This window comes from Methanoplanus endosymbiosus (genome assembly GCF_024662215.1).
In the GTDB taxonomy this organism is placed as follows: domain Archaea; phylum Halobacteriota; class Methanomicrobia; order Methanomicrobiales; family Methanomicrobiaceae; genus Methanoplanus; species Methanoplanus endosymbiosus.
The window spans coordinates 3,132,773-3,155,774 of sequence record NZ_CP096115.1 but is presented as its reverse complement, the minus strand read 5'-3'; the positions used below and the strand labels follow the sequence as shown (position 1 = coordinate 3,155,774).

The 23,002-nt window shown below is 37.2% G+C and carries 27 protein-coding genes; 6 read left to right on the top strand and 21 right to left on the bottom strand.

Annotated elements, in window-relative coordinates:
- Positions 1-99 precede the first annotated feature (99 nt).
- The 3 genes from L6E24_RS14665 to L6E24_RS14655 all read right to left on the bottom strand — a co-directional run bounded on the left by L6E24_RS14665 (position 100) and on the right by L6E24_RS14655 (position 2,019).
- Complete coding sequence (locus L6E24_RS14665) at positions 100-429, bottom strand: nucleoside triphosphate pyrophosphohydrolase (RefSeq protein ID WP_257742687.1); 330 nt, start codon at positions 427-429, stop codon at positions 100-102.
- Between the two features lie 79 nt (positions 430-508).
- Complete coding sequence (locus L6E24_RS14660; protein ID WP_257742686.1) at positions 509-1,354, bottom strand: DUF8758 domain-containing protein; 846 nt, start codon at positions 1,352-1,354, stop codon at positions 509-511.
- Positions 1,354-2,019, bottom strand: coding sequence for a DUF488 domain-containing protein (locus L6E24_RS14655; protein ID WP_257742685.1), 666 nt, complete (start codon positions 2,017-2,019; stop codon positions 1,354-1,356). Before L6E24_RS14655 ends, L6E24_RS14660 begins: the two co-directional genes overlap by 1 nt.
- A 539-nt stretch (positions 2,020-2,558) precedes the next feature.
- Between L6E24_RS14655 and L6E24_RS14650 the strand changes: the two genes are divergently transcribed.
- Both L6E24_RS14650 and L6E24_RS14645 read left to right on the top strand, forming a co-directional pair.
- A complete protein-coding gene (locus tag L6E24_RS14650; protein WP_257742684.1) occupies positions 2,559-2,765 on the top strand; it encodes an antitoxin VapB family protein in 207 nt (68 codons plus the stop codon).
- Positions 2,766-3,176, top strand: a complete 411-nt coding sequence (locus L6E24_RS14645) for a type II toxin-antitoxin system VapC family toxin (protein ID WP_257742683.1) — start codon at positions 2,766-2,768, stop codon at positions 3,174-3,176.
- A 97-nt stretch (positions 3,177-3,273) separates the two neighbouring features.
- On the opposite strand, the gene L6E24_RS14640 is transcribed toward L6E24_RS14645, so the two are convergent.
- The 3 genes from L6E24_RS14640 to L6E24_RS14630 form a co-directional block, all read right to left on the bottom strand.
- On the bottom strand, positions 3,274-4,464 hold the full coding sequence (locus tag L6E24_RS14640; protein WP_257742682.1) for a DUF8808 domain-containing protein: 1,191 nt from the start codon (positions 4,462-4,464) through the stop codon (positions 3,274-3,276).
- A gap of 102 nt (positions 4,465-4,566) precedes the next feature.
- A complete protein-coding gene (locus L6E24_RS14635; protein WP_257742681.1) occupies positions 4,567-5,523 on the bottom strand; it encodes a GIY-YIG nuclease family protein in 957 nt (318 codons plus the stop codon).
- Entirely contained in the window at positions 5,520-5,789 is a 270-nt protein-coding gene (locus L6E24_RS14630) for a helix-turn-helix domain-containing protein (RefSeq protein ID WP_257742680.1), read from the bottom strand. The genes L6E24_RS14635 and L6E24_RS14630 overlap by 4 nt, the downstream gene beginning before the upstream one ends.
- A gap of 630 nt (positions 5,790-6,419) precedes the next feature.
- Here L6E24_RS14630 and L6E24_RS14625 point away from each other — a divergent pair.
- The gene (locus L6E24_RS14625; protein WP_004078456.1) at positions 6,420-6,632 is read left to right on the top strand and encodes a type II toxin-antitoxin system HicB family antitoxin; all 213 of its coding nucleotides are present in this window, start codon (positions 6,420-6,422) and stop codon (positions 6,630-6,632) included.
- Positions 6,629-6,859, top strand: a complete 231-nt coding sequence (locus tag L6E24_RS14620) for a type II toxin-antitoxin system HicA family toxin (RefSeq protein WP_257742679.1) — start codon at positions 6,629-6,631, stop codon at positions 6,857-6,859. Before L6E24_RS14625 ends, L6E24_RS14620 begins: the two co-directional genes overlap by 4 nt.
- An 821-nt stretch (positions 6,860-7,680) precedes the next feature.
- Here the strand turns inward: L6E24_RS14620 and L6E24_RS14615 are convergent.
- The 10 genes from L6E24_RS14615 to L6E24_RS14575 all read right to left on the bottom strand — a co-directional run bounded on the left by L6E24_RS14615 (position 7,681) and on the right by L6E24_RS14575 (position 14,880).
- Entirely contained in the window at positions 7,681-8,076 is a 396-nt protein-coding gene (locus L6E24_RS14615) for a type II toxin-antitoxin system VapC family toxin (RefSeq protein WP_257742678.1), read from the bottom strand.
- Positions 8,077-8,286 carry an antitoxin VapB family protein gene (locus L6E24_RS14610; protein WP_257742677.1) on the bottom strand — a complete coding sequence of 70 codons (210 nt, stop codon included), beginning with the start codon at positions 8,284-8,286 and terminating at the stop codon, positions 8,077-8,079.
- Between the two features lie 783 nt (positions 8,287-9,069).
- Positions 9,070-9,192 carry a hypothetical protein gene (locus tag L6E24_RS14605; RefSeq protein ID WP_505481585.1) on the bottom strand — a complete coding sequence of 41 codons (123 nt, stop codon included), beginning with the start codon at positions 9,190-9,192 and terminating at the stop codon, positions 9,070-9,072.
- A 185-nt stretch (positions 9,193-9,377) separates the two neighbouring features.
- The gene (locus L6E24_RS14600; RefSeq protein ID WP_257742676.1) at positions 9,378-9,536 is read right to left on the bottom strand and encodes a hypothetical protein; all 159 of its coding nucleotides are present in this window, start codon (positions 9,534-9,536) and stop codon (positions 9,378-9,380) included.
- Positions 9,537-9,751: 215 nt separating this feature from the next.
- On the bottom strand, positions 9,752-10,621 hold the full coding sequence (locus L6E24_RS14595; protein ID WP_257742675.1) for an MBL fold metallo-hydrolase: 870 nt from the start codon (positions 10,619-10,621) through the stop codon (positions 9,752-9,754).
- Positions 10,622-11,190: 569 nt separating this feature from the next.
- Complete coding sequence (locus L6E24_RS14590; RefSeq protein ID WP_257742674.1) at positions 11,191-13,509, bottom strand: restriction endonuclease subunit S domain-containing protein; 2,319 nt, start codon at positions 13,507-13,509, stop codon at positions 11,191-11,193.
- Positions 13,506-13,880 (bottom strand): restriction endonuclease subunit S, encoded by a 375-nt coding sequence (locus tag L6E24_RS14585; protein WP_257742673.1) that lies wholly within the window; start codon positions 13,878-13,880, stop codon positions 13,506-13,508. The genes L6E24_RS14590 and L6E24_RS14585 overlap by 4 nt, the downstream gene beginning before the upstream one ends.
- A 562-nt stretch (positions 13,881-14,442) precedes the next feature.
- A complete protein-coding gene (locus tag L6E24_RS14815; protein WP_373021280.1) occupies positions 14,443-14,520 on the bottom strand; it encodes a type II toxin-antitoxin system HicA family toxin in 78 nt (25 codons plus the stop codon).
- Positions 14,498-14,599 (bottom strand): hypothetical protein, encoded by a 102-nt coding sequence (locus L6E24_RS14810; protein WP_373021278.1) that lies wholly within the window; start codon positions 14,597-14,599, stop codon positions 14,498-14,500. Before L6E24_RS14810 ends, L6E24_RS14815 begins: the two co-directional genes overlap by 23 nt.
- A 47-nt stretch (positions 14,600-14,646) precedes the next feature.
- Positions 14,647-14,880: a type II toxin-antitoxin system HicB family antitoxin gene (locus L6E24_RS14575; protein WP_257742671.1), complete on the bottom strand. Its 234-nt coding sequence runs from the start codon at positions 14,878-14,880 to the stop codon at positions 14,647-14,649.
- A gap of 420 nt (positions 14,881-15,300) precedes the next feature.
- Here L6E24_RS14575 and L6E24_RS14805 point away from each other — a divergent pair, with 420 nt between their 5' ends.
- Complete coding sequence (locus L6E24_RS14805; RefSeq protein WP_373021276.1) at positions 15,301-15,621, top strand: DUF6884 domain-containing protein; 321 nt, start codon at positions 15,301-15,303, stop codon at positions 15,619-15,621.
- Positions 15,622-15,807: 186 nt separating this feature from the next.
- Here L6E24_RS14805 and L6E24_RS14565 read toward each other — a convergent pair whose 3' ends face one another.
- Together L6E24_RS14565 and L6E24_RS14560 are read right to left on the bottom strand one after the other, a co-directional pair.
- Positions 15,808-16,188 (bottom strand): MJ0235 family protein, encoded by a 381-nt coding sequence (locus L6E24_RS14565; protein ID WP_257742668.1) that lies wholly within the window; start codon positions 16,186-16,188, stop codon positions 15,808-15,810.
- Positions 16,189-16,536: 348 nt separating this feature from the next.
- On the bottom strand, positions 16,537-17,160 hold the full coding sequence (locus L6E24_RS14560; RefSeq protein ID WP_257742667.1) for a hypothetical protein: 624 nt from the start codon (positions 17,158-17,160) through the stop codon (positions 16,537-16,539).
- 170 nt (positions 17,161-17,330) lie between these two features.
- Between L6E24_RS14560 and L6E24_RS14555 the strand changes: the two genes are divergently transcribed.
- Positions 17,331-19,472 carry a hypothetical protein gene (locus L6E24_RS14555; RefSeq protein WP_257742666.1) on the top strand — a complete coding sequence of 714 codons (2,142 nt, stop codon included), beginning with the start codon at positions 17,331-17,333 and terminating at the stop codon, positions 19,470-19,472.
- Positions 19,473-19,534: 62 nt separating this feature from the next.
- Here L6E24_RS14555 and L6E24_RS14550 read toward each other — a convergent pair whose 3' ends face one another.
- From L6E24_RS14550 to L6E24_RS14540, 3 genes are all read right to left on the bottom strand, one after another.
- On the bottom strand, positions 19,535-21,703 hold the full coding sequence (locus L6E24_RS14550; RefSeq protein WP_257742665.1) for an ATP-binding protein: 2,169 nt from the start codon (positions 21,701-21,703) through the stop codon (positions 19,535-19,537).
- A 592-nt stretch (positions 21,704-22,295) separates the two neighbouring features.
- Complete coding sequence (locus L6E24_RS14545; protein WP_257742664.1) at positions 22,296-22,709, bottom strand: type II toxin-antitoxin system VapC family toxin; 414 nt, start codon at positions 22,707-22,709, stop codon at positions 22,296-22,298.
- Positions 22,710-22,916 carry an antitoxin VapB family protein gene (locus tag L6E24_RS14540; RefSeq protein WP_257742663.1) on the bottom strand — a complete coding sequence of 69 codons (207 nt, stop codon included), beginning with the start codon at positions 22,914-22,916 and terminating at the stop codon, positions 22,710-22,712.
- Positions 22,917-23,002: the final 86 nt, after the last annotated feature.

Below are 23,002 nucleotides of genomic sequence, written 5' to 3'. Positions count from 1 at the left end.
CCCGCTATTAAATAAGTTTTTGTGAAGGCAAAGTGGGTGGTGGTGCAGTTATTACCTTATTTATTAAGCAGGAGAGATTACTCAGGAGTCTTAGAATACTTAAATATCAGGTTTATTGTTTAGCAGGAAAATATTTTTCTCAAAGCCGCCACGTATCTCTCTTTTTTTAAGCCGGATCTCTTCAAGCTCTTCTTTTGTAATCCCTTCAGACTCTGCAAGACGATAAACGACTTCAATTATATCTGCAAGCTCTTCCGGGCAGGGTTCTGACAGATATTCTCCGACTTCTTCGGTCAGCTTCTTCTTCATCGCCTCATAGAAGAGCGGTTCGCTTAAGGTTTCCATTTTGCATTCCTGCCCGGAATTTTGGATGATTTCAGGTATTTTATCCCGGACTGCTTTTCCGCCGGGGAATTTTTTGTATTTCATGTAAATATTTTCAGGACATCTAATTAGTCAAAAGGTCTGCAAAAGTATATACATCAATTGTATTCAATCAAAGTGAATATTACATCCATTGATCAAGAGTTCTGAAAGAATTATCTTTAGGCAAAATATCTGAATTCAGATCCGGATAATAAAGCCCAATTATTAACCACGTAGGTTGTAAAGAATGCATCCCCATAAAGAAGTAGAGATCTCTTTCTTTCATAAAACTGAACATTTTATCATAGAGCATCCTCCAGAGTTCTTCAGTATTACTACACCTTTTCCAGAAATTTCTGTATGCTTCAAATATTTCCCAGTCCTCACACATAATATTATGATATTTTCCGTTTTTATTGCAGGGTTCCGGGCCAAAACAACCCTCACAAAAAAATTTATACGCAAATATATGAGGGATATTATCAATTACAGGAATTTTACTGTCGTCAAAGAGATTTCCCTGGTAATGTTTTGCTTCAGGAGGGGTCATTAATTCTTCTTTGGTATAAAAATCAAGAATCTCTTTGGCTTTAATTAGTCCTAAAGAAGTCCGGCCCTCTTTGAAAGCATTTTGAAGATAACTTATTGAAGGTGATACTTTATCGAGAATAATTTTATTTCTCTCAGCCCACGGAGCTTTTCTTTTGTAAACTGATAAAGAGCGGTCAATTATTCTTATTGATTCTTCCCTGACCCTATAACTCTCCTTTCGGTTTAACTTTTCATCTGTGGCTTTTTTGCATTCTACCTCAATCCAGTCATATTTTTTTATTTTACCCTCACCAAAATATATCCTCGTATTTATTGGATAAAGCCTTATAAATTCCCCTTCGTCAGTAATTCCGGCTGTACAGACAACATCCCCATGCCTTCTGCTGTGCTCCGGATATGCCTTGACTGTGATTAAAACCCTCTTTTTCTCCCACATTATACATTCTCCACACAAAAACCATCACTATGAAGTTTTTTCCCAATAACTCCACGGTGGCAGAAATTTGAATCCTTTTCAAAACACATCAGGGCAATTTTTTTATCCTTTCCAAGTTTGCGAAGAATTCCAAGTTCTTTTTCTCTGTTAATCAGATCAGATTCATATTCTGAAAAAAGAGCAGCATAATCTTCCGGCTTTAGATTTTTTCTCTTTGAACTCTCTATGCCCAAACCGGGAATGTGTATATATTCAATACCTATCTCCTCAGAATAACCTGAGATCTGTTTCTTTGAAAAACCGTATTTCATGCTGAAAGGGTTTTTTCGTACATCAACCAGAATACTAACCTTGTTTTTAATGAGGTTCAAAATAAAATCATCGACACTTCTGCCTTCATATCCTATTGTGAGAATACCATTTTCATCCCTGACATAGGATTCTTTCTTTTCAGTCTTACTGAAAATTGTGTAAAACGGATAATTGTCATAGACATATCTTCTGATAGTTTCTCCATCCTCTTCTCCAAAAACAGATATGTGATAATTTATTGCCCTCCGGGGGCCTACTTCAGGTTCCGGAAATTTATCAGATATTAGCTTTACATAATCGTCATCTGTCTCTATAAGTCCATTTTTTTCAAGATGGTTCAGATCATGATACAACTGAAATGAGAAAGGACCGGATTTATAAGGTATATAATCATATATTCTGCTCGCCTGCGAAATTAAAAAGGTGCGTTTAACAAGCTCAATCTTATTTATCTTTTTAAAATATCTGATTAAGTACAGTAATGCCCTTTCATTTTTTCTAATTATAACCATCTAAGAATTCACCGATTGCCAGTATAATATTTATCTATAAGATATGATAGTTATTATCATTGCACAACCCTCTATGTATCGGGAGAACTAAATACTTTGGACTTTTTTTTAAGATTTCGTAACGATTCATCCTATAAATTATCCTGTCCGGAAGAAAACTCAGCCCACTTTTTCAAAAGGCCCTCTTCTCCGGAGATGAATGCACCGAAGTACTCAAAGACGGCAGCAAGTCCGGCTGACATCGTGAAACAGCCGCCAGAACGGACAAGTTTGCTTCTGTCCTTTGCATGCTCTTTTTTTATTGCCGGAATTTTCTCTGGTATCGACTCACTTTCTGATTAACAAAACATTTATTTCACCTTACACATATACAAATGAATATGCCAACTAAAACTGTAAACCTCTCAGAAGAAGCATATGAACGCCTTAAAACATGGAAAAATAATGATGAAGAAAGTTTTTCAAGTTTAATACTAAGAATCCTTCCAAAACACCGGACAGTCAGAGAAGCATATGAAGAATTTCATAGTAAACATGAGGGCCTGACCGAAGAAGAAGCTGAAAAAATGAAGAAGGACATAGAGTAAATGATTATTTTTGACTCAACCTTTTTAATTGACTTTATGAAAAGTCACAATAATCCTAAAAAAATAAAAGCAAATCGTTTCTTCCAGGAGGTTTTAGACAGTAATGAACCATTTGCAACAACTTTTGTTAATGTCTTTGAAATATACAAAGGTGCTTACAAATCTGAAAATATAGAGAAATCACTGAATTATATTAATGACATGCTAAAAATAATCCCGGTTCTGAAATTTAATGAAAAATATTATTCTGAGTATGGTGATTTGTCTGCAAGACTTGAAAAAAACGGAACACCAATCGGAAGATTTGATGAATTAATAGCAGCAATTACAATATATAATGGTGCAAGACTTGTAACAAACAACACAAAAGATTTTTCAAGAATTCCCGCCATTGAAGTAATCAATCACTAAAAAAAACCTTTTTTTATGCATTATTATCAATGCCAGTTTAATTTTACCGGTTCTCCGGGTTCACTGCTATTTTAGCATATATCCGGAGATCACCGGATTATCCTTCAAAGACCTCAAACCCTCTTATTTCTGTAAGATACTCACAGGTATCAGCAAGGGCAGTTACACAATCGTCCATCCGGTCAGACCCGGAATTTCTCATCAGGGAGACTGATATTTCCTTTTCAAACCGGACAGGGTAGTTCTCATGGAGAATATCCCAATAGCCGGTTATTGCATCTGACCTCCTCTCAATGAGTGCCGGAGACGGTATTCTGTCACTTTTCCTGGAGTTTACAGAGTTTAAAGCCGGAAGAAGATTCCACAGGTCGTTGTTCTTCCAGACAGAGAACGGGACCATGTGGTCCACCGCCATTGATTCAGTATCAGGGATCACTTTTCCGGACCAGACACACTCAGGCTTATATCCGTTTTCAAAGAGAGAATTATATGTATTTTTAGCCTCATGTACTGCCCTTTCAGTCTCCGGCGATACTGTCAGCACTTCAAGGACCACCGCTTCATTGACAAGTCCGCTTTTATCCTGAGCAGAAGAAAAGGAAGCCCATTTTTTCAAAAGGCCCTCTTCTCCGGAGATGAATGCACCGAAGTACTCAAAGACGGCAGCAAGTCCGGCTGACATCGTGAAACAGCCCCCCGACCGGACAAGCCGGCTCCTGTCCTTTGCATGCTCTTTTTTTATTGCCGGAAGAGGCCTTACAGGTGTGAATACCGAGTAATATTCATTGCTGTATGACCTGCCGAGGTATTTCATAGGCTGATCTGCGATTGTTTTTCTGATGTCCTTTACCAGGCTTAAGAATACCGGGAAAATCTCATCCGGGATGTTTCCGGCACTGTAATCTCTGTAAAAAGCTGAAAGGCCACCTTTACACTGATAATAGTCTGTAAGTTTTTCAAACTGCGGTCTGAAAAGAAGGGCATGTTTTCCGTCCGGTTCTCCCCTCTTCTGCGGGATGAATGTTTCACTCTCGATTAAGGGGTAATAATAGAAGATCCATTTCTCAATAATAATTCCAATCGGGATTGTTACCTCATCACAGTTGATTTCTTCACAGGAGTTTTCCGGATAATCACCAGTTGCATTTGCTATAACAAGATTCCTGTTCTTCTGGCAGGTATCGACCACAGCCCGGAGAAGTGCATATTTGTATGTTGCATCTGTCCGGTCATGCTCGATTATTGAGTTAATCTTAGCAAGTTCGGAGATATCTATTTCCATTGCCATTGATAAAGAGTAATTTGTTTTAGAGATGGTATAATTTTTGGTGAGTGAATCAGACTTATATCATTTAAGCTTTCTTTCTTTCTTTACTGAATTTATTATCAATCATTTCCTAATCTGAAACTTCGGAACTCTCCGGAAATGACCGTAATAGGCACCGATAAGATCGTTTTCAAGCTCTTTTAACTGATGAGTGTATAGGAGAACTGATTTGTTTGTCGGGAAATCTGAGAGGACTGAACCAATATCCGGGTCAGAAGCAGAATCACTATCAGAAACACCCGGTAAGAGATAAACAGAAAATAATACCTCTTCCTCCCAGTCATATTTTGAATGCGTAGTAAGCCTTGCCCGTGCATTTTTAGTCTGCCCGATGTATAAAACATCACTACATTTTCTGTTCATAATACGGTATAATGCAGGTTCTCCGGGAATTTCTTTCAGATTCTCTTTGTTCAGAATTTCAGGCTCACTCCATGACAGATTCATCCAGTCCGGATCTGCCGGCATTCCATCCGCCTTAAGCCGGAGCGGCGGTGCAGATGGCCCTCCGGCAGCGTTCTTCTCACCTCCAGTGAGTTTACCACCCCGAAATCCGGATGACTTATTCCGGGATTTTAGATAATCCTCATGAAATCTTCCAAAATTGCACTGAGTTGAATTTCCGGATTCGAGCCTGTACTGCCATAAAAGATATGCCTCCATGCCTTCCCGGTCCTGCTTTGTCCCTTCAAAAAAGGCTCCGGATGACTCAAACTCAAAACCTTCAGCATCTGCCCATGCCCATAGATTGGGTGCAGCAGTGTGCGGATCATTAAATGGCATCTTTTCGGGATCTTTTAAGTAAACAATAAGCTCACTCTGCCTCTTTCTTACAGTTCTTCCGGTCTGACCGATATAGACCAGAGAATCACCATCAATGACACGAACCCTGTATAATCCGGGAAATTTCGGCAGGTGAGCGGAATCATTTCTGAAATTTTTATGCTTAACCCAAGATGACCACTTTAAGCCACACCAGTTCTCTGAGAGATAATCAGGTTCAGCTGAAGAAAGAGTCAAACCTTTCCCCCCGGAGTTTTTTCCGGTTTATTCTCTTCTGCCTCTCCGAGTCTCTTCTCAAACTCAAGCATCAGTTCAGAGGGTGCAAGACCAAAGGCTCCGGAAATTTTCAGAATAGTAAGAAGAGTCGGGCTGCTCTTTCCGGTTTCAATAAGGCTGATAAACGTCCTGTCAAGACTGGTTTTTTCAGCAAGCTTCTCCTGAGACAGTCCCTTCCTGAGCCGGATATCCTTTACAAGTTCCCCAAAAATCAGAATTTCATCCATTTATGAAAGAATAGTTTAAAAGCGGCAGATTAAGCGCTATCGCAGAATATATTCTACAAAAAATAGATGCGCCTGCATTAATTCTTTAAAAGATAAGATCAGATCTGATTAGATCAGAAACAGTATTTCTTCCGGATGAATTCAAACCACAAAGAAATTAAAAGCGGCCCCCTGAAATTTATGTTGCTATTATAGAGATATATAGAGATTAGACTTTTCATCCGGAGAATTAGAACCTGGATTCCCGGAGACACGTAACTACGACAAGTAAAATATGACCCAATTTGTGCGTAATTACTATTAGGCAGGCATATTGGGTGTATTTTTGAAATAAACAATCAAGTTATTTTTTGTAATGTTTCCTAACGGGGAAGATTTTATTCATTAATGAAATTCGCTTTATTTCTAATTTAGGCAGATATTCAGCCATTTTTAATATTGCCAGATACAAATTCGCAGGAATCCAGGTTGTAACCTCATCACAACAATCCTCCCATAAAGGCAGCTATATGACAATGCCTGTCAAAAATTTCCAATTATTACGACTAAAATCCTTCATTAACATTGGAATTCAGTAAGGGCAGTAAGTATATTACTTCTAAAATCACATACGAATAAAGGTGAATCAAAGTGAAACTCGAAATAGTTCTTGAAGAAGAAGAAGATGGCACATATTCCGTTCATTGTCCTGCCCTGAAGGGATGTCATTCACAGGGAAGCACAAAGGAAGAAGCACTGCAAAATATCCACGAGGCAATTGATCTTTATCTTGAAGTAGCAAATGATAAAGCCAGAAAACTGATTAACCAGCCAAAGACCACTGTCGTTGATATTGCCGTATGACAAACAAACGTCTTCTTCCTGTTTCTGCAAAGGATATGATTAAAGTATTCTCCAAAATAGGGTATGAGATTGAGAGACAGAGAGGGAGCCACGTAGTTATGTCTAAAGGAGAAGAAATCCTGATTATTCCAAATCACAATCCGGTCTCAAAAGGTACTGAAAGAGAACTCATAAAAGATGCCGGCCTTACTGTTGAGGAATTTAATAATCTTCTAAAAAAGCATTAATCATGAAATAACTTTCAATGCCGATTTAATTTAACCCACCCGCTCAAACTTCAGGCAATAATGCCCGCATAAGAAATTTATTATCGCAGGAACCATAGTAATACATTGCCGGAAAAATTATACTCTAAAACGCACACTGCCTAAAAGTAAAAGAGGAGTATTGGAGATATAATGAAATTCAGAGTCATCATAGAAGAAGACGAAGATGGAAACTTTGTAGCAGAATATCCGTCACTTCCAGGCTCTCATAACTCATAGGAAAAACCAGAACCAAAAGCACCCGAAAATATAAAACCCAAGTTTGACACTTGACCTATAAAGGCATTTTAAATCCCAAAATATCCAAAAAAGCCGGAATTGAATTTGACAGTTGACCAAATTTAAGGGTAAAATGGGAGTTTTATTTTTAGAATGTTCATGTCACATTAAATCTAAGCTCAAATTAAGGAGATTTTGATAGATTATTCTGCAAAAGTATGTAACTGTCAAATTCTTTTTTGCCACAAATAGGTGGAAATACATGAACTGTCAAACTTAGGATAAAAGACGCCGCAAAAGGTTATCCGGAGAGCTAAAAGAAACCTGAGCGGGCCAGTTTCGCAATCAATCTACGAAGAAACTGTAGAAATAACAGCCTGATTTATGCCAAAATTACCTGTATTATCTTACCCTGATGTAATGCACTCAATAAAACCGGTTATAATATAGACCATCAGACCGGCAGCCACATTAACATGATATTTTTTTGATTTTTCCCGGATTTTTGGGCACTTTATTACGACAGTGACAAAAGTCAGCCATCAAAGAGATATTAGATTTTTTTAGTGTTTAATTATTTTTAAGCCCGGAATCTTTGAGAAATCCTTTGTATTATTTGTAACAACATGAGCATTATGAAGTAATGCGATGCTTGCTATAAGCTCATCAAATTGTCCTGCCGGCTTTCCACAACTCTTAAGATAAGCAGATATCTTTCCAAATATAAGATTAACTTCCGGAGAAAAGCCGAGGTAATCGAATTTATCTATAAACAGATTAATCTTATCAATCTCTTTTTGGGTGTTTCGTGACCTGAAGGCACCCTTATGAAGTTCTAAAATATTAACAAAAGTCGTTGTTATAATCACATCTTCTGCTTCTTTTTCCCTTAAAAATTCGATAGCATCCTTTTTTCCGGCTAAAAGATCAATTATGAAAGTGCTGTCGAGAATTATCATTTAAGCACTGTCTTCATCATCTATGGCTTTTTTCATTTCTTCAGCTGTTTCTTCATCAATAGGTTCCAGACACTCAAGAATCTCAGATAAGTTCCTTTTTTGTGGCAGAACTCTGATAATCACATCAGTAAAACTTTCATCATTGCTCTTTTTCCAGCTGTTGAGCCTTTCATAGGCCTCTTCGGAGATATTGATACTTTTAGAACTCATGATATAAGATCAATCTGCATCATATATAATCATAACCACCACCTTTTAGTTTTTGGAGGAAACCCATGGAACATTGGTTATTCAACAATGCAGCATATATTATTTATGGATCTGCCACAGCCTGTGGCAAACTCCCCGCAGCTATAATCTTTCAATAATTCTGAAATGCGGCTTCCTCTCAATTAGGTGAACTATTTTTATATGGGTAATATAGCCGGAAAAAGCCCCCTCTAAGTGCCGGTTTAATGTTGCCAAAACCACACAAACCTCCGGAAAGTAATGTCTGCATAAGAAATTCATTATCTTATAAGTCATAATAATACATTTACAGAGAAAATGTGCCGGTTACACATGCCAAAAAAACCAGACCCTAAATCACAAACTGCCTAAAAGTAAAAGAGGACTATCAGATATATAATGAAATTCAGAATTATCACACGAAGAAGACGAAGATTAAAATCTTTGTAACAGAATATCCGTCACTTCCAGGCTCTCATAACTCATAGGAAAAACCAGAACCAAAAGCACCCGAAAATATAAAAGACGCCGCAAAAGGTTATCCGGAGAGCTAAAAGAAACCTGAGCGGGCCAGTTCCGCAATCAATCTACGAAGAAACTGTAGAAATAACAGCCTGATTTATGCCAAAATTACCTGTATTATCTTACCCTGATGTAATGCACTCAATAAAACCGGTTATAATACAGACCATCAGACCGGCACTAAAAACATATTGTAAATGATCATCCTAAACTCTTTTAGCCAAAATGGTCAGGAATAATCATTCATTCCTCTTCAACAGCTTTTGTCATTATATCAGCGTCTTCATCTGAAAGAGAACCTATCCGGGAAAGTAACTCATCTAATTCTTCCGGAGTTCTGATTTTTGGAATGGCCCTTAAAATCACACTTGAAAGACTCTCATCATCACTTTTTTTCCAGTTAATAAGGCGATCATATGCCTCATCTGTGATGATCAGCGTCTTTGATATATTCCCATATTATCATCTGTTCTCTGATAATAGTTTTCATTTCCGCAGTGCAAAATGTCACAAAAAATAAACATTTAAGAACATCATCAGACCGGCCGGACTTATGTTTCATCTTCTTCTAAGAGCCATTCCTTTGCCGGCGTTTTTTCACCTGCATATGCACTAAAAAGTCCTGCATCAGTTTCATCAGGAGGCCTTATCTGAAGTTTTAGTCTATCGTTATGCAGGAAATGAGAACCAATGTTTCCGGTCTCAGACATAATCCCGGATATTCTTAGGAATAACTTTTCCGGCCCTTTCCGGTTATTGTTCCGGTCTTAACATCTATCAGAGTTATATGACTTATATCTCTTATAAGAAGACAGATAGTAAATAATATCTCCGGCAGCATCAACCTTTGTCAGTGACGGTTTAAATACTGAATATAATCAGAAAATGCTGATGTTCTCCCGGAAAGCTTCATTTACCCACAATATCAATATTCCAGAACAGACCCCGAACCAATTTCTTCAACCGGTACATACCCTGCAAGAGCAATCTTGGCTGAAAGGTCAGTGCAGTGGCACGGGTGAATACACTTCATAGCAAAGCCGGCAAAGTACTCCCCGGTACTCTCAAGCCTCTTCTGGTCAGCACCAAGAAGGTGAAATCCGCCGATAATATCCTGGAGATCACTTCTGCCGGAGATCTTTACAGCCTGTTTCACAATTGAGCAGATCCCTTTATGCGAACATCCCGTAATTACCACAAGACCATTCTCACCGGAATAAAACAGAGCTGTATCGTCATCCTGATAGTCCGGCACTAAATTACCGGCAGAGTCTTTATACACTCCAATATCACATGGAGGCTCAAACGAGACTTTTTCTGTAATTTCACCGATGAATGTAATATTTTCTGTAATTTCACCGATGAATGTAATATTTTCTGTAATTTCTACAGGGTCACAGGAGAGCATTATATCTGCAAATGTGATGACCTCTTCTTCAGTCAGTGGAGAACCGATATCCCCAAAACCCTCCAGCGTAGTTTTACGGAATATTTCAGGGTGTGCGATGATAACCGGCCTTTTACAGGAGATACCGGCAGCGGCTGCATTCTCATACATCTCCTTTAGGAAGACAAATCCGCCGGTATGGTCGTTATGGTTGTGTGAGAAGACGATGTAGTCCACAGATAATAGAGAGATTCCAAGTTCCTCTGCATTTTTAATAAAAACATCAGAGTAGCCTGTATCAAAGAGGATGTTCTTCCCGCAGTCCTCAATAAAAAAGGAGAGGGCCGGCTCCCCTGTCAGGTAGAGGTCGATTATTGTATTGTTGTCGCATAATACTGTAAGCTTCATAAACTAAAATCCCCGGTGATTTTCTTTATAATTACTTCCCGGTTATCACGGTTGCCGCGGTTATACCGGTTATCACAGCTATCACAACCGGCAGATGCAGTCCGGATTATCACTGGTTTAGATTTGATGTGGCAGGGCATTAAGTTATCAGTTTAAGAGTCTGTGCCGGGATGATGTTTCCGGCAAAACTCCGGCGTATGATTGCCCGTTATTAAATGTGCCAATTTCCGGATGAGAACATAATCTAAGGCAAACATAGTTACCTTTTCTGGTACCGGTTGGATATGAATTAAACAGACACTGAAAGTATTCACAATATCTGTTTAGAATATGGTGTACAGGAACCCGTTATTAGAGTTACCAACAACTGGTTTACGCTGACGTTTACACGCAATGAACCTGCCATTGAAAACAGACACCCAGAGTCAAGGAAACTCAGGTACTTAATATACTATCCAGAGGACCACATTTTCCGGCATCAATCCACTGTCACATGGTGTATCGGTTAGAACCATGCAGATTAATCTCAACCCCTTTCTCACTTGTATCAGATTTCATGCCCCTGCCTCCTAAGAATCCCACTGTTTAAAAGAGAGATCTTCAATTAAAGAAAGTAATGATTCATTATCATAATGAATTTCCGGTTCTGTAGAAAACTGATAGGATATAAATACAGAACCTGAACTTTCAAGACGGTTATAGAAATAACTTGTCGGTTGCAGAGTATCATGCAACCGTATTATAGGCACTAATTTTCGGACTTTATTATATTCAGGGGCATAAAGATATAATTGATCTGTAGCTACAGGCAGAGAGATTTCAATATCATCCTGCTCAAGTTGTGGATTTGATCCGATAACACGACGGATATAAGTTAAAAAAGTCAGTCCATCAGGAGAAGTCATGCTCTTTGGCTCAATTAACTGATAACGATTAAATCCCTTTCCTGTAATCTCTCTAAACCTGCCCAGCTCATCTTTCAGAGTCCTGAGGCGTTCGGAAGCATCATTAGCTGTAACAGCTCCACCATGCCCTTTCCACTGGTTTCGATGCTTATTAACCTTCTGTAAAATACTGATAAGTTCTCCTGAGGAAAGCATTTCAAGTGTTTTTATATCTGATGTTGCATAGAGTTCAAAAGCAATTTCTATCTCATCGCTTTTGAGCATTTTTCTCAGGTTTGCGGACAGTTTTTCGTTTATTATCCTCCATAATCCAAACGATGATCGTTTAACTGAAAGATTTTGATCGCTCAGAGTCTTCAAAATATACTCACGGTTTTCTTCCCATATACCTGAATTTGAGCTGAAGGCACTAATATGGATTGTTGCATAGAACTGGGTAAGTGCTTCGAAGAAATGCAGTAAACGTTCATATCTGTCTTTATTCGTACTGTCGGATGTAAGGTACAGGCGAAGTATAGAAGCCAGAGGAAACGGCAGAGTTTCAATCCAGTCTGAAAAACGATCTTCGTGATTTAGCCGTTCAAGTGATTCAAACACTTTTGTGCTTTCTTTTGGCTGATCCCATAATTGAGATTTAATATCCGATAAATCCTTTTTCAGGATGTTTATTTTATTATCTGCTTCCAGCACAAGACGCTGTTCTTCAATAGAAGGCAGATGTAATTTATTCTGGTTTAGTAGTTGTAACCGGACTTTATTTATACTGCCTTTTGTACACATTTGCCGCAGGGACTGACCTGCAGGAGTATTTAGGAATCCTGCAAGATAATCGGGCAATACAATCTCCGGATTGACAAACAATTGCAGGTACAACCTTTTATCCTCTAAAAATATATCCTGACTGGTCGTAGCGTCCTTTGTTCCTCCTATTGGTAAATACAAACAATTGGGATTTTCTTCAAAGTGAACATCACTAGTATTTCCCGATCTGCTCCTTGGATGAAGTATTTCCGGGACTGCATCGGAAAACAAGACCGGCTCCAGCCCTTTATTTCTCACAAGCTTACCATATCTCTCCTTTGCTTCAAGTGCAGACAGACCATAAAACTGATCAGGAATGACAAGTCTCCCCTGAGAAGGAGTTTTCCCCTGTCTGCGTTCATTTAGCCTGTTTATGAGTTCAACCTGAGTATCATATCCTTCAGGAACTTCAGCTACAAACAATTTATCATAGGGTTTCCGTTCAATAATGACAAGTTTAAATCCAATGCCGGTACCTGCGATACTTCCGGGTTGGAATCGTAATAGTGCTGAAATATGTAATCCAAATTTATCCAGATTCTGGTAAACCGAATTCTTTCGATCGTTAATATAAAATTTATGTGGTACAACCAGCGCAAAAAATCCATTTGCACTTAAAAATGGCTCTAATTCAACTATTGAAAGAAAAGAAGGATCATCGGTCAGTTCAATCTGATTATTTTCGAATTTGTATGTTCTTTTCTCATTTTTTGCACCTATTGGCAGAGCGGATATAATAGCATCGTATGTACCTGATAATTTCTCAATGCCATTTGGAACATTCTCATTGATTATTTTCAGGTTTGGGATTTTAAGCGGGTCAATAAGTTCATGAATTCCTGAATAAGGAGTAACAATATCCATTTGGTTGTCTGGAAGATTCTGTGCAAGCCAGGCATCATAGATTCCATATCCACCATATGGATCAAGAATTCCTGTCACAGATCTCTTTTTGATTAGTTCCAGAATAAACTGAAGAGCTGACAATGATATTGAAAATGTTCCATCACGAAACGGCCTTAACTGCTGAAGATATATCAAATCTGAAATATCCGGCAAAAAACCATTTCCTCTTAAATATCTTACAGTTTTTGGGAAATTCTTTATATCTATTTCACAACGAAGATTATCAAGGTGCTGGCGGATTGTTAACTGACGCTCTCTTTCAATGCCGGAATTCATGTATCCACCTTATCAGAAATTAGACCAATATTTTCACCAAAAAGTTCTTCGTCAGAATAATTCAAAGTCTCATCATCAGGAATTATCTTAGTTTCTCCCATTTCTTCAGGAAGTCCTGCCACTGCCTCCCTGACATCCAGCTTTCCGGTGACGACATCGGAGATCAGGCGAGTGTGGTATTCAGTAAGGAGAACTATTTCATGTTTTTCAGCATCGATTGCTTTATTTATATCCCCCATTGACTTTTCGATAAATTTGACAATTTTTGTTTGTTCTTGGAGAGAAGGGAGAAGGGCATAAGTCTCACGTAACGCATCATCGGCAATCCTCCATATAATATTAGTGATCCAGCTGAATTGATTAGCCTGCATAGAATTTTCTTCCTGATTTTTTTAAATTAATTATAGTATGATATTTTACGATATTATTAATAACAACTGATATGTTAATTTATATTAGCTTCAAATTTTCTAAATGATAATTATTCGTGTAATTAGTTCTTGAAGTGAATATGATTTGCCCGGATCTAACCTCAATAGAATTTCAAAAAGTGATTTGCTTACATTCTGAATGTTGAAATAGTCTCGCAGTCTTATAATTAAATTCAATAGTTTTGACTTTTGGATTCACCCTATTCTCCCTCTGTTCATTTATTCTCATTCACTTCTGCCATAACTTCTCCTTCTTCACCTCACCCCCCACCTCCCCTTATCCCGGATCATCTTCATCATGCAGAATTCACAGATATTAACCTGGAATTCATCACAGCAGAAACCGGATCTTACCCTTCCCGCTGATATGGCAGGCACCAGGATTCATGTTTACACTTTACCATTCACTTCCAACTCCTAAATTATCTTTAATTAACAGAAAACGGTGAAGTTCAACATAATTACTTAAAAATAATAAATAAAGAGATATATTATGGTATTATCAAAGATGCTCCCGAAACTCCCTGATAGTTAAACCTGCCTGTAACAAAATTGTCTTAAGAGTTTTTGGGGCAAGTATCTTTCCGGAATGAACAGGAACTGTAATAATTGCACCCGTAATGATGACTTCCTCTAATTCCAACAGGTTCAAAACCCATCTTTTTTAGAGCCTTAACTACTTTTTCACCGGTAATCCGTGGAAGCTTCATAAACCAGCCTGAGCTGTATTCATGGGGACGGTCACTTCAACCGGAATTGGTTTTCCGAGCTTCTTTGCAACTTCGATATAGCCGGCAATAGCTTCCTCTATATTTTTCAGGGCCTCATCCCAATCAGAACCTTCACTGATACATCCCGGAAGAGAAGGAACCGTTACCGTATATCCACCCTCTTCATTCTTTTCCATCATTACCGTATAGCGAAGATGATTATATGACATTCATAATTCCTCTAAATGTTAATATGCATCATAGAGTATATACAATTTGTGGATTTTAAATCCCCTTTTATGAATTTTAGAACACATACATTTACTACCAGCAGAAACCAAAACCAAAAAAAAAGGCCAAATTCCATAACCAAAAAAGAATAGCAGTCCTGACCGGATAATTTATGAAAGAATAGTTTAAAAACGACAGATTAAGCGTTATCGCAGAACATATTCTACAAAAAATAGATATTATAGAATATGTCCTTTAAAAAATCAGACCAGATCAGTTCAGAAACAGTATTTCCACCGGAAGTTCAATATAGGATATTGTCAAAGAAAACATTAAATAAAGTTCAGAATTATGGGAGAAATCATCAATGGGCAATTATATCCCAAATTTAAGCAGTTTTTCAAAAGGTGAAAATGTGACTGTTCATAACCAGCTGCACAAAAAACAAACTCGAAATTCCGGATGACAAATCTGTTGCTGCAAAGGATCTCTACTCTGGAACACTGTTTAAAAAAGTTAAAAATTATTCTGCAGCAATGAATTATGACTATATGGTAATATCTGCAAAATACGGCCTTTTATCTCCGGATGACAAAATCAAAACATACAATAAGGTTTTATCAAAAAAATCCGATGCAGATGCCATAAGGGATCAGGCAGAAGAGAAGTTAACTCCGATTCTTCAAAATTATGATAAAAGCCTGATCTATGCCCAAAATACCGGTTATATCATGTCCTGAGGCATAAAGGCTCTAAATAAGATAAGCTACAACATCAACCATCAGACCGGCAGCCACATATAAAAGTATACTCAAAAAAGAATATTCTGAGTTTATTTGGAAATCCTGATTTGCCACCAATAAAACTTATCGAAACTGCAATATCGCTAAATTCATCAGTTATAATTTCTTTAAGATTGATATATATTAAATGTCATTCACGGACTTCGCCTGTTCCTTTAAATCTTCAATGTATTTTTCTTTATTTTTCCATACAATATAATCCTCCCAGGCAGGATGACTCTCTATTTTTCTGCCTTTTATTGCCTCATAAAGATCTTCTTTTGACAAAACATTGTATCTTTCCCTGACATCTGCAATATCCATCTCTGCAAGGCGGATCTCTATTTCAATAAAGGAAATTAAACCCCTGTTAATCACTTCTTCACGGGACAGACCTGTTATCTGACTTATTCCATCAACCGTTATCATATATTCACCTTCCAAATCATATTTGCAATTGTTACAATATAGATCAAAATCATTAATAACTTTCTCCGTTGTCAATGCCGGTTTAATTTTCCACAAAACCAATGCTTATTTACGAAAAAACAGTAGAAATAACAGCCAGATCTATGCCAAAACTACCTGTTATATCATATCCTGAGGCATGAAGGCACTAAATAAGACAGGCTACAACATCGACCATCAGCCACATAATCCTACTGAGTGAACAAGTTATTTGCCGGGATCTATTTTAACAACCCACAGAATTCAGTGAGGAGCCATAATTTCTTCAACATTGGTATAAATATTAAATGTCATTCCCGGACTTCACCCGTTCCTTTAAATCTTCAATGTATTTCTCTTTATTTCCCATACAATATTCATTCATGCTAAATCATTCAAACTGCAATTTCCTCAGTTAATCACCTCCTAAACTCCTGACGGAATCACCACATCATATGATTTTTCAATACCGACAGTCAAAGGCTCAGTATTTTCCCCGACCTTAAGATCTGCCTCAATCCATTCGGGGATCTCAAGCTTTTTCTCAAGCTGCTTCAGAGTAACTTTACCATTAAGACAATCCTCATTGAAGGGAATATAGAACTTATATCTACCCCGACTTGTAATTAGAAGCGCAAAAGGGTGGCGTTTCATATCCTTATGAATAATATCACTCTCACGATAGAGGGTTACATAGAGCTTTTTCTCCTCAATCCCTGAAGAATCCTCAGTAGTCATCACGGCAGTCACATAAGTAACACCACCTCTGGCAAACTGACCTTCTATTTTCTTCTTTAATTTCTCAAAAACTGAATTTTTTTCATCTTTCTTCCAGAATTCCCTATTAAACTTTTTAATGCTGGCTATCAGAAAATCATCATCATCATCATGGTAATGCTCAGCTGCTGCTTCATGATATGTTATCAGATAATCAATTTTATCGCTGATTGAATCAGAATAAAAATCATTGTACTTAAGCCTCTTTAAGGTGCTGTTCTTTATCCTTATAGTTGTATATCCGATTAACTCGGAGTTATCCTGCCCTGCCATTGTTCCCAATTAAGTATTAAAATATATAAACATAAAGGTTCCCATAAATGCAATATGCTAAATGACATTTGAAATAAAATAATATTTGCAAAAAAAGACACATATCAATTAACTATAAATAGTAATTTAACCAATACAAAATCACACCATCAATTGAGGAGGAAATAGATATGAGTGAAATAGCAAACCGGGATTTTAGTAAAAATAGTATCAACAACCAGGCAGGAAGAAAACTCACACCTGAAACAGATGCAGAGATGCACTTAAATCACCCGGAATTTTCAGCCGGAGCAGGTACGGACTTTCGGGCTAAAAGAAAGACTGAAAGACAATCCAGAAGAAAATCTGAACGGATTTCCGAACGGGAACCATTCTACATAAGCCAAAACAGAAAAGATGAACTCATAAGCGAATTCATCTCAGAGATGACAAAAGACTGCAAAACTCCGGAGGAGAAATTAGTTGCCGTTCTTAAAGCAAGAGGATTTCTGCTCGAAGAATCAGACAGCGACATCTGCCTGAGCGACAATTCCTGCCTGAAAAATCCCGGCTACCAGTGCTCCAGTAGTGATCTGGACCAGACAGTCCTTGCCGGATTCCTGAAAGGTTCAAATCTTGGCACTCTCGATATGACATACGATGACCAGAACTACAGGGAAACTTTAACTATTGATCCTGACCATTTCCACCGCCATTATTATCCGCCACAGAACCATCCTGCAAAATTCAGGCTGAATATCACAGGAATACCCGAATATAATGACTTATACCACATAATAGAAATTTTTCATGGATTTAGCGGATCTACCATTTTCGGCCCGAATTATGCCATTAAAAAAGATGAAGAATTATTCTACGGGCACGAACACGGCGTTAAAGTCCCCGCCTGCATCATGGACGCCGGAATAGCCAGATTCTGCAAGGCTGTTTCAGCATGTGGCGTTACAACAAAAATGACATGTGACGGACATTTCGGCGAAAAAAGATACGCATGGATACTCTTCAATACCCATCTCGATCTTCTCTGGTTCAGGATTTTAAACGAATGTATCATAATACCCTTATTAAACCCAAATTTAAAATTCAGATACGGGTCACGTATGAATTCAGATGCACAAGGAGATGTCAATATTTCCCTGACCAGAAGGAACCCTCTTCCGGAATACATGGAAATGCAGAGAATTGCAGAATTCCTCTACGAACACAGGGTAATCTTTAGGGAACTGAAAAAAGAGATCTGCAAAGATTACCAGAACCACTACCCAGGACTTGATGACCTAAGGGACTATGAAAGATCAGGGGAGATACCAAAACACATCTTAAATCAGCTCCGTATGAGGACCAATACCCTTCTGAAACGGGAACTGTACAGTCAGAAGGAACTCCCATATACAGAAGCCTATAAGGAATGGATGCTTAGAATCTTTGAGAATAAAACCGGAATAACAAATTTCCTTACAAAATCCAGGAACATTCAGGAAGATTATACCGGTATTCTTCAGGAACTCATACAGATATACAGCCCTTCCGGGCGGGAACAGGAGCTTTCTGAGTTTATCGCCCGGAAATATGGAAAGGGAAACTGGGAAATCTCAGCAGATGAATTATCAAATCTTTACATAAAACCAAAGAATGATGACGGGTCCGAAAAACTGCCATTATTAAATGCCCATCTGGATACTTACCCCCTGTATTATGAAGGTCAGGAAGAAGAGGCTGAGCATATTAAGAGGCTCTCACGCTACAATAACCGCTCCCGGTTCAGAAGAGATAACCACATAAAACCGGAATTCAATGCAGGATTTGACGACAAAGCCGGAGTTGCAATGATCCTTTATCTTATGAAGCACACATCACTAAGATTTAGAGCAGTGCTCACAGTCCAGGAGGAACAGGCAGTTTCATATCCGGCTAAATACGGTCGTGGAGGCGGAGGAGGCATTGGTTACGCCATCGAAAACAGACCGGAATTCTTCAGAAACTCCGCTTATGCCTTAACACTTGACCGGCAGGGAGGAAGGGACATAATTGACACCTACGGCAGAGGTTCTGAGGATTCACCCAGATTAAAATTATGCAGTGATGAATTTCTTGAAAAGTTCATAGATACCTCAAATAAGGTATATTACCCAATGACGGTTGCAGAAGGCAGCATTGCAGATGCCTATAATATCAGGGCAGCTTTTCCGGAACTTGATATTTTAAATATCTCCGCCGGATTTTACGAAGAGCACAGGAGTACTGAATGGTTTAATATCGAGGAGGCTTTAGGGGTTATGAGGGTTGTTGCTGGTTTTTTGTCAGATTGTTGAAGAAAACGATATAGATAATTATAAAATATCCCCATTTTAGCTTTAAAAAATATGAATGTTGGTTATTCCTTTAATCTTTCAGACATCGGAATTATTTTAAGATGCTGATATTCATTATTCAAAACAAACTCAGCCTCACCCGGCTTAAACTTTAAAAGAGCCTTAGGATCAACATTAAAGTGTCTGGCATTCTTATTTGCCTGTTCTTTTGTTTCAGCCTTCATAAATATTTTTGCTGACATATTAGCCAGAATTTCTTCATTAAAATGTCCAATCAACTGAGAAGCAAGGATTAGTCCCAAGCCAGATTTCCTTAATTCAGTCGCATATTTATTTAAAACAGCTTTTGAACCCTGTTTATCACTGACTAATAATTTTGCCTCATCAACAATTACAAATATCCTAAATTTATCTTTATCGGAAATATCTCCCTCTGAAATATTCCCCAAACTCTGCAACGAGTAATATAATTTCCTCAATAATAAGTCTGCAAAAAGATTCCTTAAATTTTCCGGCAAACTATTTAAGTTAATATGACTAATTCCCGGTTCTAAAAAGCTTTCCACAGATATTTTCTGATTTCCGGAAAATAGTTTATAATCAGACATACCCCTTAAATATGCTCTTAGTCCATCAGATTTACCATCATCTGAATTAAAAATCTTATTGTTTAATTCATCGAAATTAAATTCACCAGCAGACTTATTACTTGAAGGGTTATTATTATTGTAACCTTCAGTTATCAACTCTGTTAATCTATCTATTTGTTGAATACCTAAACTTGAAAAATTAATTTTTATAGCGTCAACAAAATCAGAAGTCGCTCTTAGAGGAGTGAGATCCTCAAATTTATTACTTAACTCAAGCGGATTAAAATAGTAACCATCTCCTTCCTTAATTTTATATGTTTTTACAGAAGAATCTGGGGCCATGTCACCATGGAAATCAATTAAAAGAACGGGATAATTCTGTTTTGCCAGTTCATATGCAATAGATCTTAATGTTACAGTTTTTCCGGCCCCGGAACCACCTATAACAAGGCAATGTCCATTGGCACATTTACCCGGTTCCCAATATACATCCCCATTACCAGATTTCCCAAGAAGTACTTTTATTCCATCATAATTACTATTATTGGATGTAACAGAAGCGAGTATTTCCTCAAATTCTTTCACATCAGGAATATCTTCAGCATTTCCCATTTTTTTGCTTATAATTGATTCAGAAACGCCATTTATCTTACCAGGCTGATAATCAGCTATTTTATTATTTATTTTTTCGACAATCCGCTTCTGAATATCCTTAATACCAGATATTGCATTGTTCTTTTCACTTTCCGAATTCCCGGCATAAAAACGGATCTCATTATCTCCGGAATTCCCGTCCAGATTTATTATTCCACTATCATCCAATGGTTTAATTTTTTCAAGAATTTTTTCTTTATTGTCACCGTAAGAGATCGAAATACTGTTATCTCCTTCATTTACTGCACTTATTAAGTCAAACAATCGGTAATGGATTTTAGAATCATAAATTATCTCCAGTAAATCTTTTTTCAGAACACTATTTACAGTAATATAGTTACCAATATCAAATTCTTTTGCAATAACAAACTCAAAATCTCTGGTTTCCCCACCCCTTGTGGATGCATAATTTAATGTCCCGACGCCCAATCCATTATCAGTTATTAATTTAATAGCAGCTTCATCACATTCCTTAAATTCCGGACTTATTTTAAGTAGAAACCCAAGGTCATCATATTTTTTATAATCTGGTATATTCCTTGATTTACAGTCATTATATACACAATATAATGCCAAAGGATTTAATTCATTAACTCCCTCCTTATCAAAATTTAAGAGCCGATTCTGAATAAATATTTTAGAGATCCTTTCTCCTTTTTCAGATGTAACAAAGCTTTTAAAATTTTTTAAAGATTCCCAGTTATAATCCAAGATTAATTTTAATGACTGAAGATTACTTAAAATATCGTTTGGAATCTGAGTATCCAGTATTCCCTGCTCACGAATATTCTGCCCAATATATACATACAATAAATTATCAAATATTTTTTTTATCTCATAACGATCTTTACGTGCGATTATCTTTTTTTCAAAATCACCAAATTCAGAAGAAATCTCTTCACTTTGTGATTCTGAAATGTTTAAGGCATCCTTCAATCTTGCAGCAATATTATTAAAATTATTATCTCCAACGCACACATCATTCATAATATCAACTTTTTAGAATTAGTTTTAATATAGAAAATAGTTTCTTTTTTATTTCCTTCAAGGATATTATTTAATTTCAAATAATTCCCATAGTTCTGAAATTCAACACTAACCCTCAGAAAAATAGTATTTATTATAGCCTTGTCACCGCCGTGTTAAAAATCCCCAAGTATGCCGGTTTAATTTTGCCAAAACCACGCAAACATCCAGCAATAATCTCTGCATAAGAAATTTATTTTCTTATAAATCATAATAATAAATTTACAGAGAAAATGTGCCGGGTACACATGCAAAAAAAAGACCCTAAATCACAAACTGCCTAAAAAGAGGAGTCAGTGAAAAACAAGAGCCGAAACGCTTGAAAACATAAAAGAAGCCGCAAAAGGTTATCTGGAAAGCTTAAAGTCGCATAATGAGACAATCCCGCAATCAATCTACGAAGAAACTGTAGAAATAACAGCCTGATTTATGCCAGAATTACCTGTATTATCTTACCCTGATGTAATAAAGGCACTCAATAAAACCGGTTATAATATAGACCATCAGACCGGCACTAAAAAATATCCGGATATTGTTGATTCAGAATAAAATTTTAATGGTTTATTATATCTGAAGGTGGGAGAATTTTTTCAAAATCTTTACTATTGTTTGTAATGAGCTTTGCACTATTATATAATACAATTGCAGCAACAAGTTCATCGAATTTACCAATAGGCGTTCCCTTCCTCTCAAGTTCTGCCGATATTCTCCCATAAACCTTGTAATATTTTTCAGAATTTTCTATAATATCAATATCATTTAGAACTTCGTTTATTCTGTAAAGCGATCCCTCAATATCGTTTGTTCTGTAAGCTCCTTTATAAAGTTCATAAACATTAACAAAAGTTGTGCTAAAGTTCTTTTTCTCCTCAATCATCTCTTTGAGTAAATTATCAGCACTTTTATGCTTAACGTTATTCTGACTTCTTATTAAGTCTATCAAAAAAGTGCTGTCAAGAATAATCATTTAATCCTCTTCAACAGCTTTAGTCATTAGATCAGCGTCTTCATCCGAAAGAGAACCTATTCGGGAGAGTAACTCATCTAATTCTTCCGGAGTTCTGATTTTTGGAATAGCCCTTAAAATTACACTTGATAAACTCTCATCATCACTCTTTTTCCAGTTAATAAGGCGATCATATGCTTCATCTGAGATGCTCAGCGTCTTTGACATATTCCCATATTATCATCTATTCTCAGATAATAGTTTTCATTTCCGCAATGAAAAATTTTACAAATGATAAAGTTCAGAATAAAGAC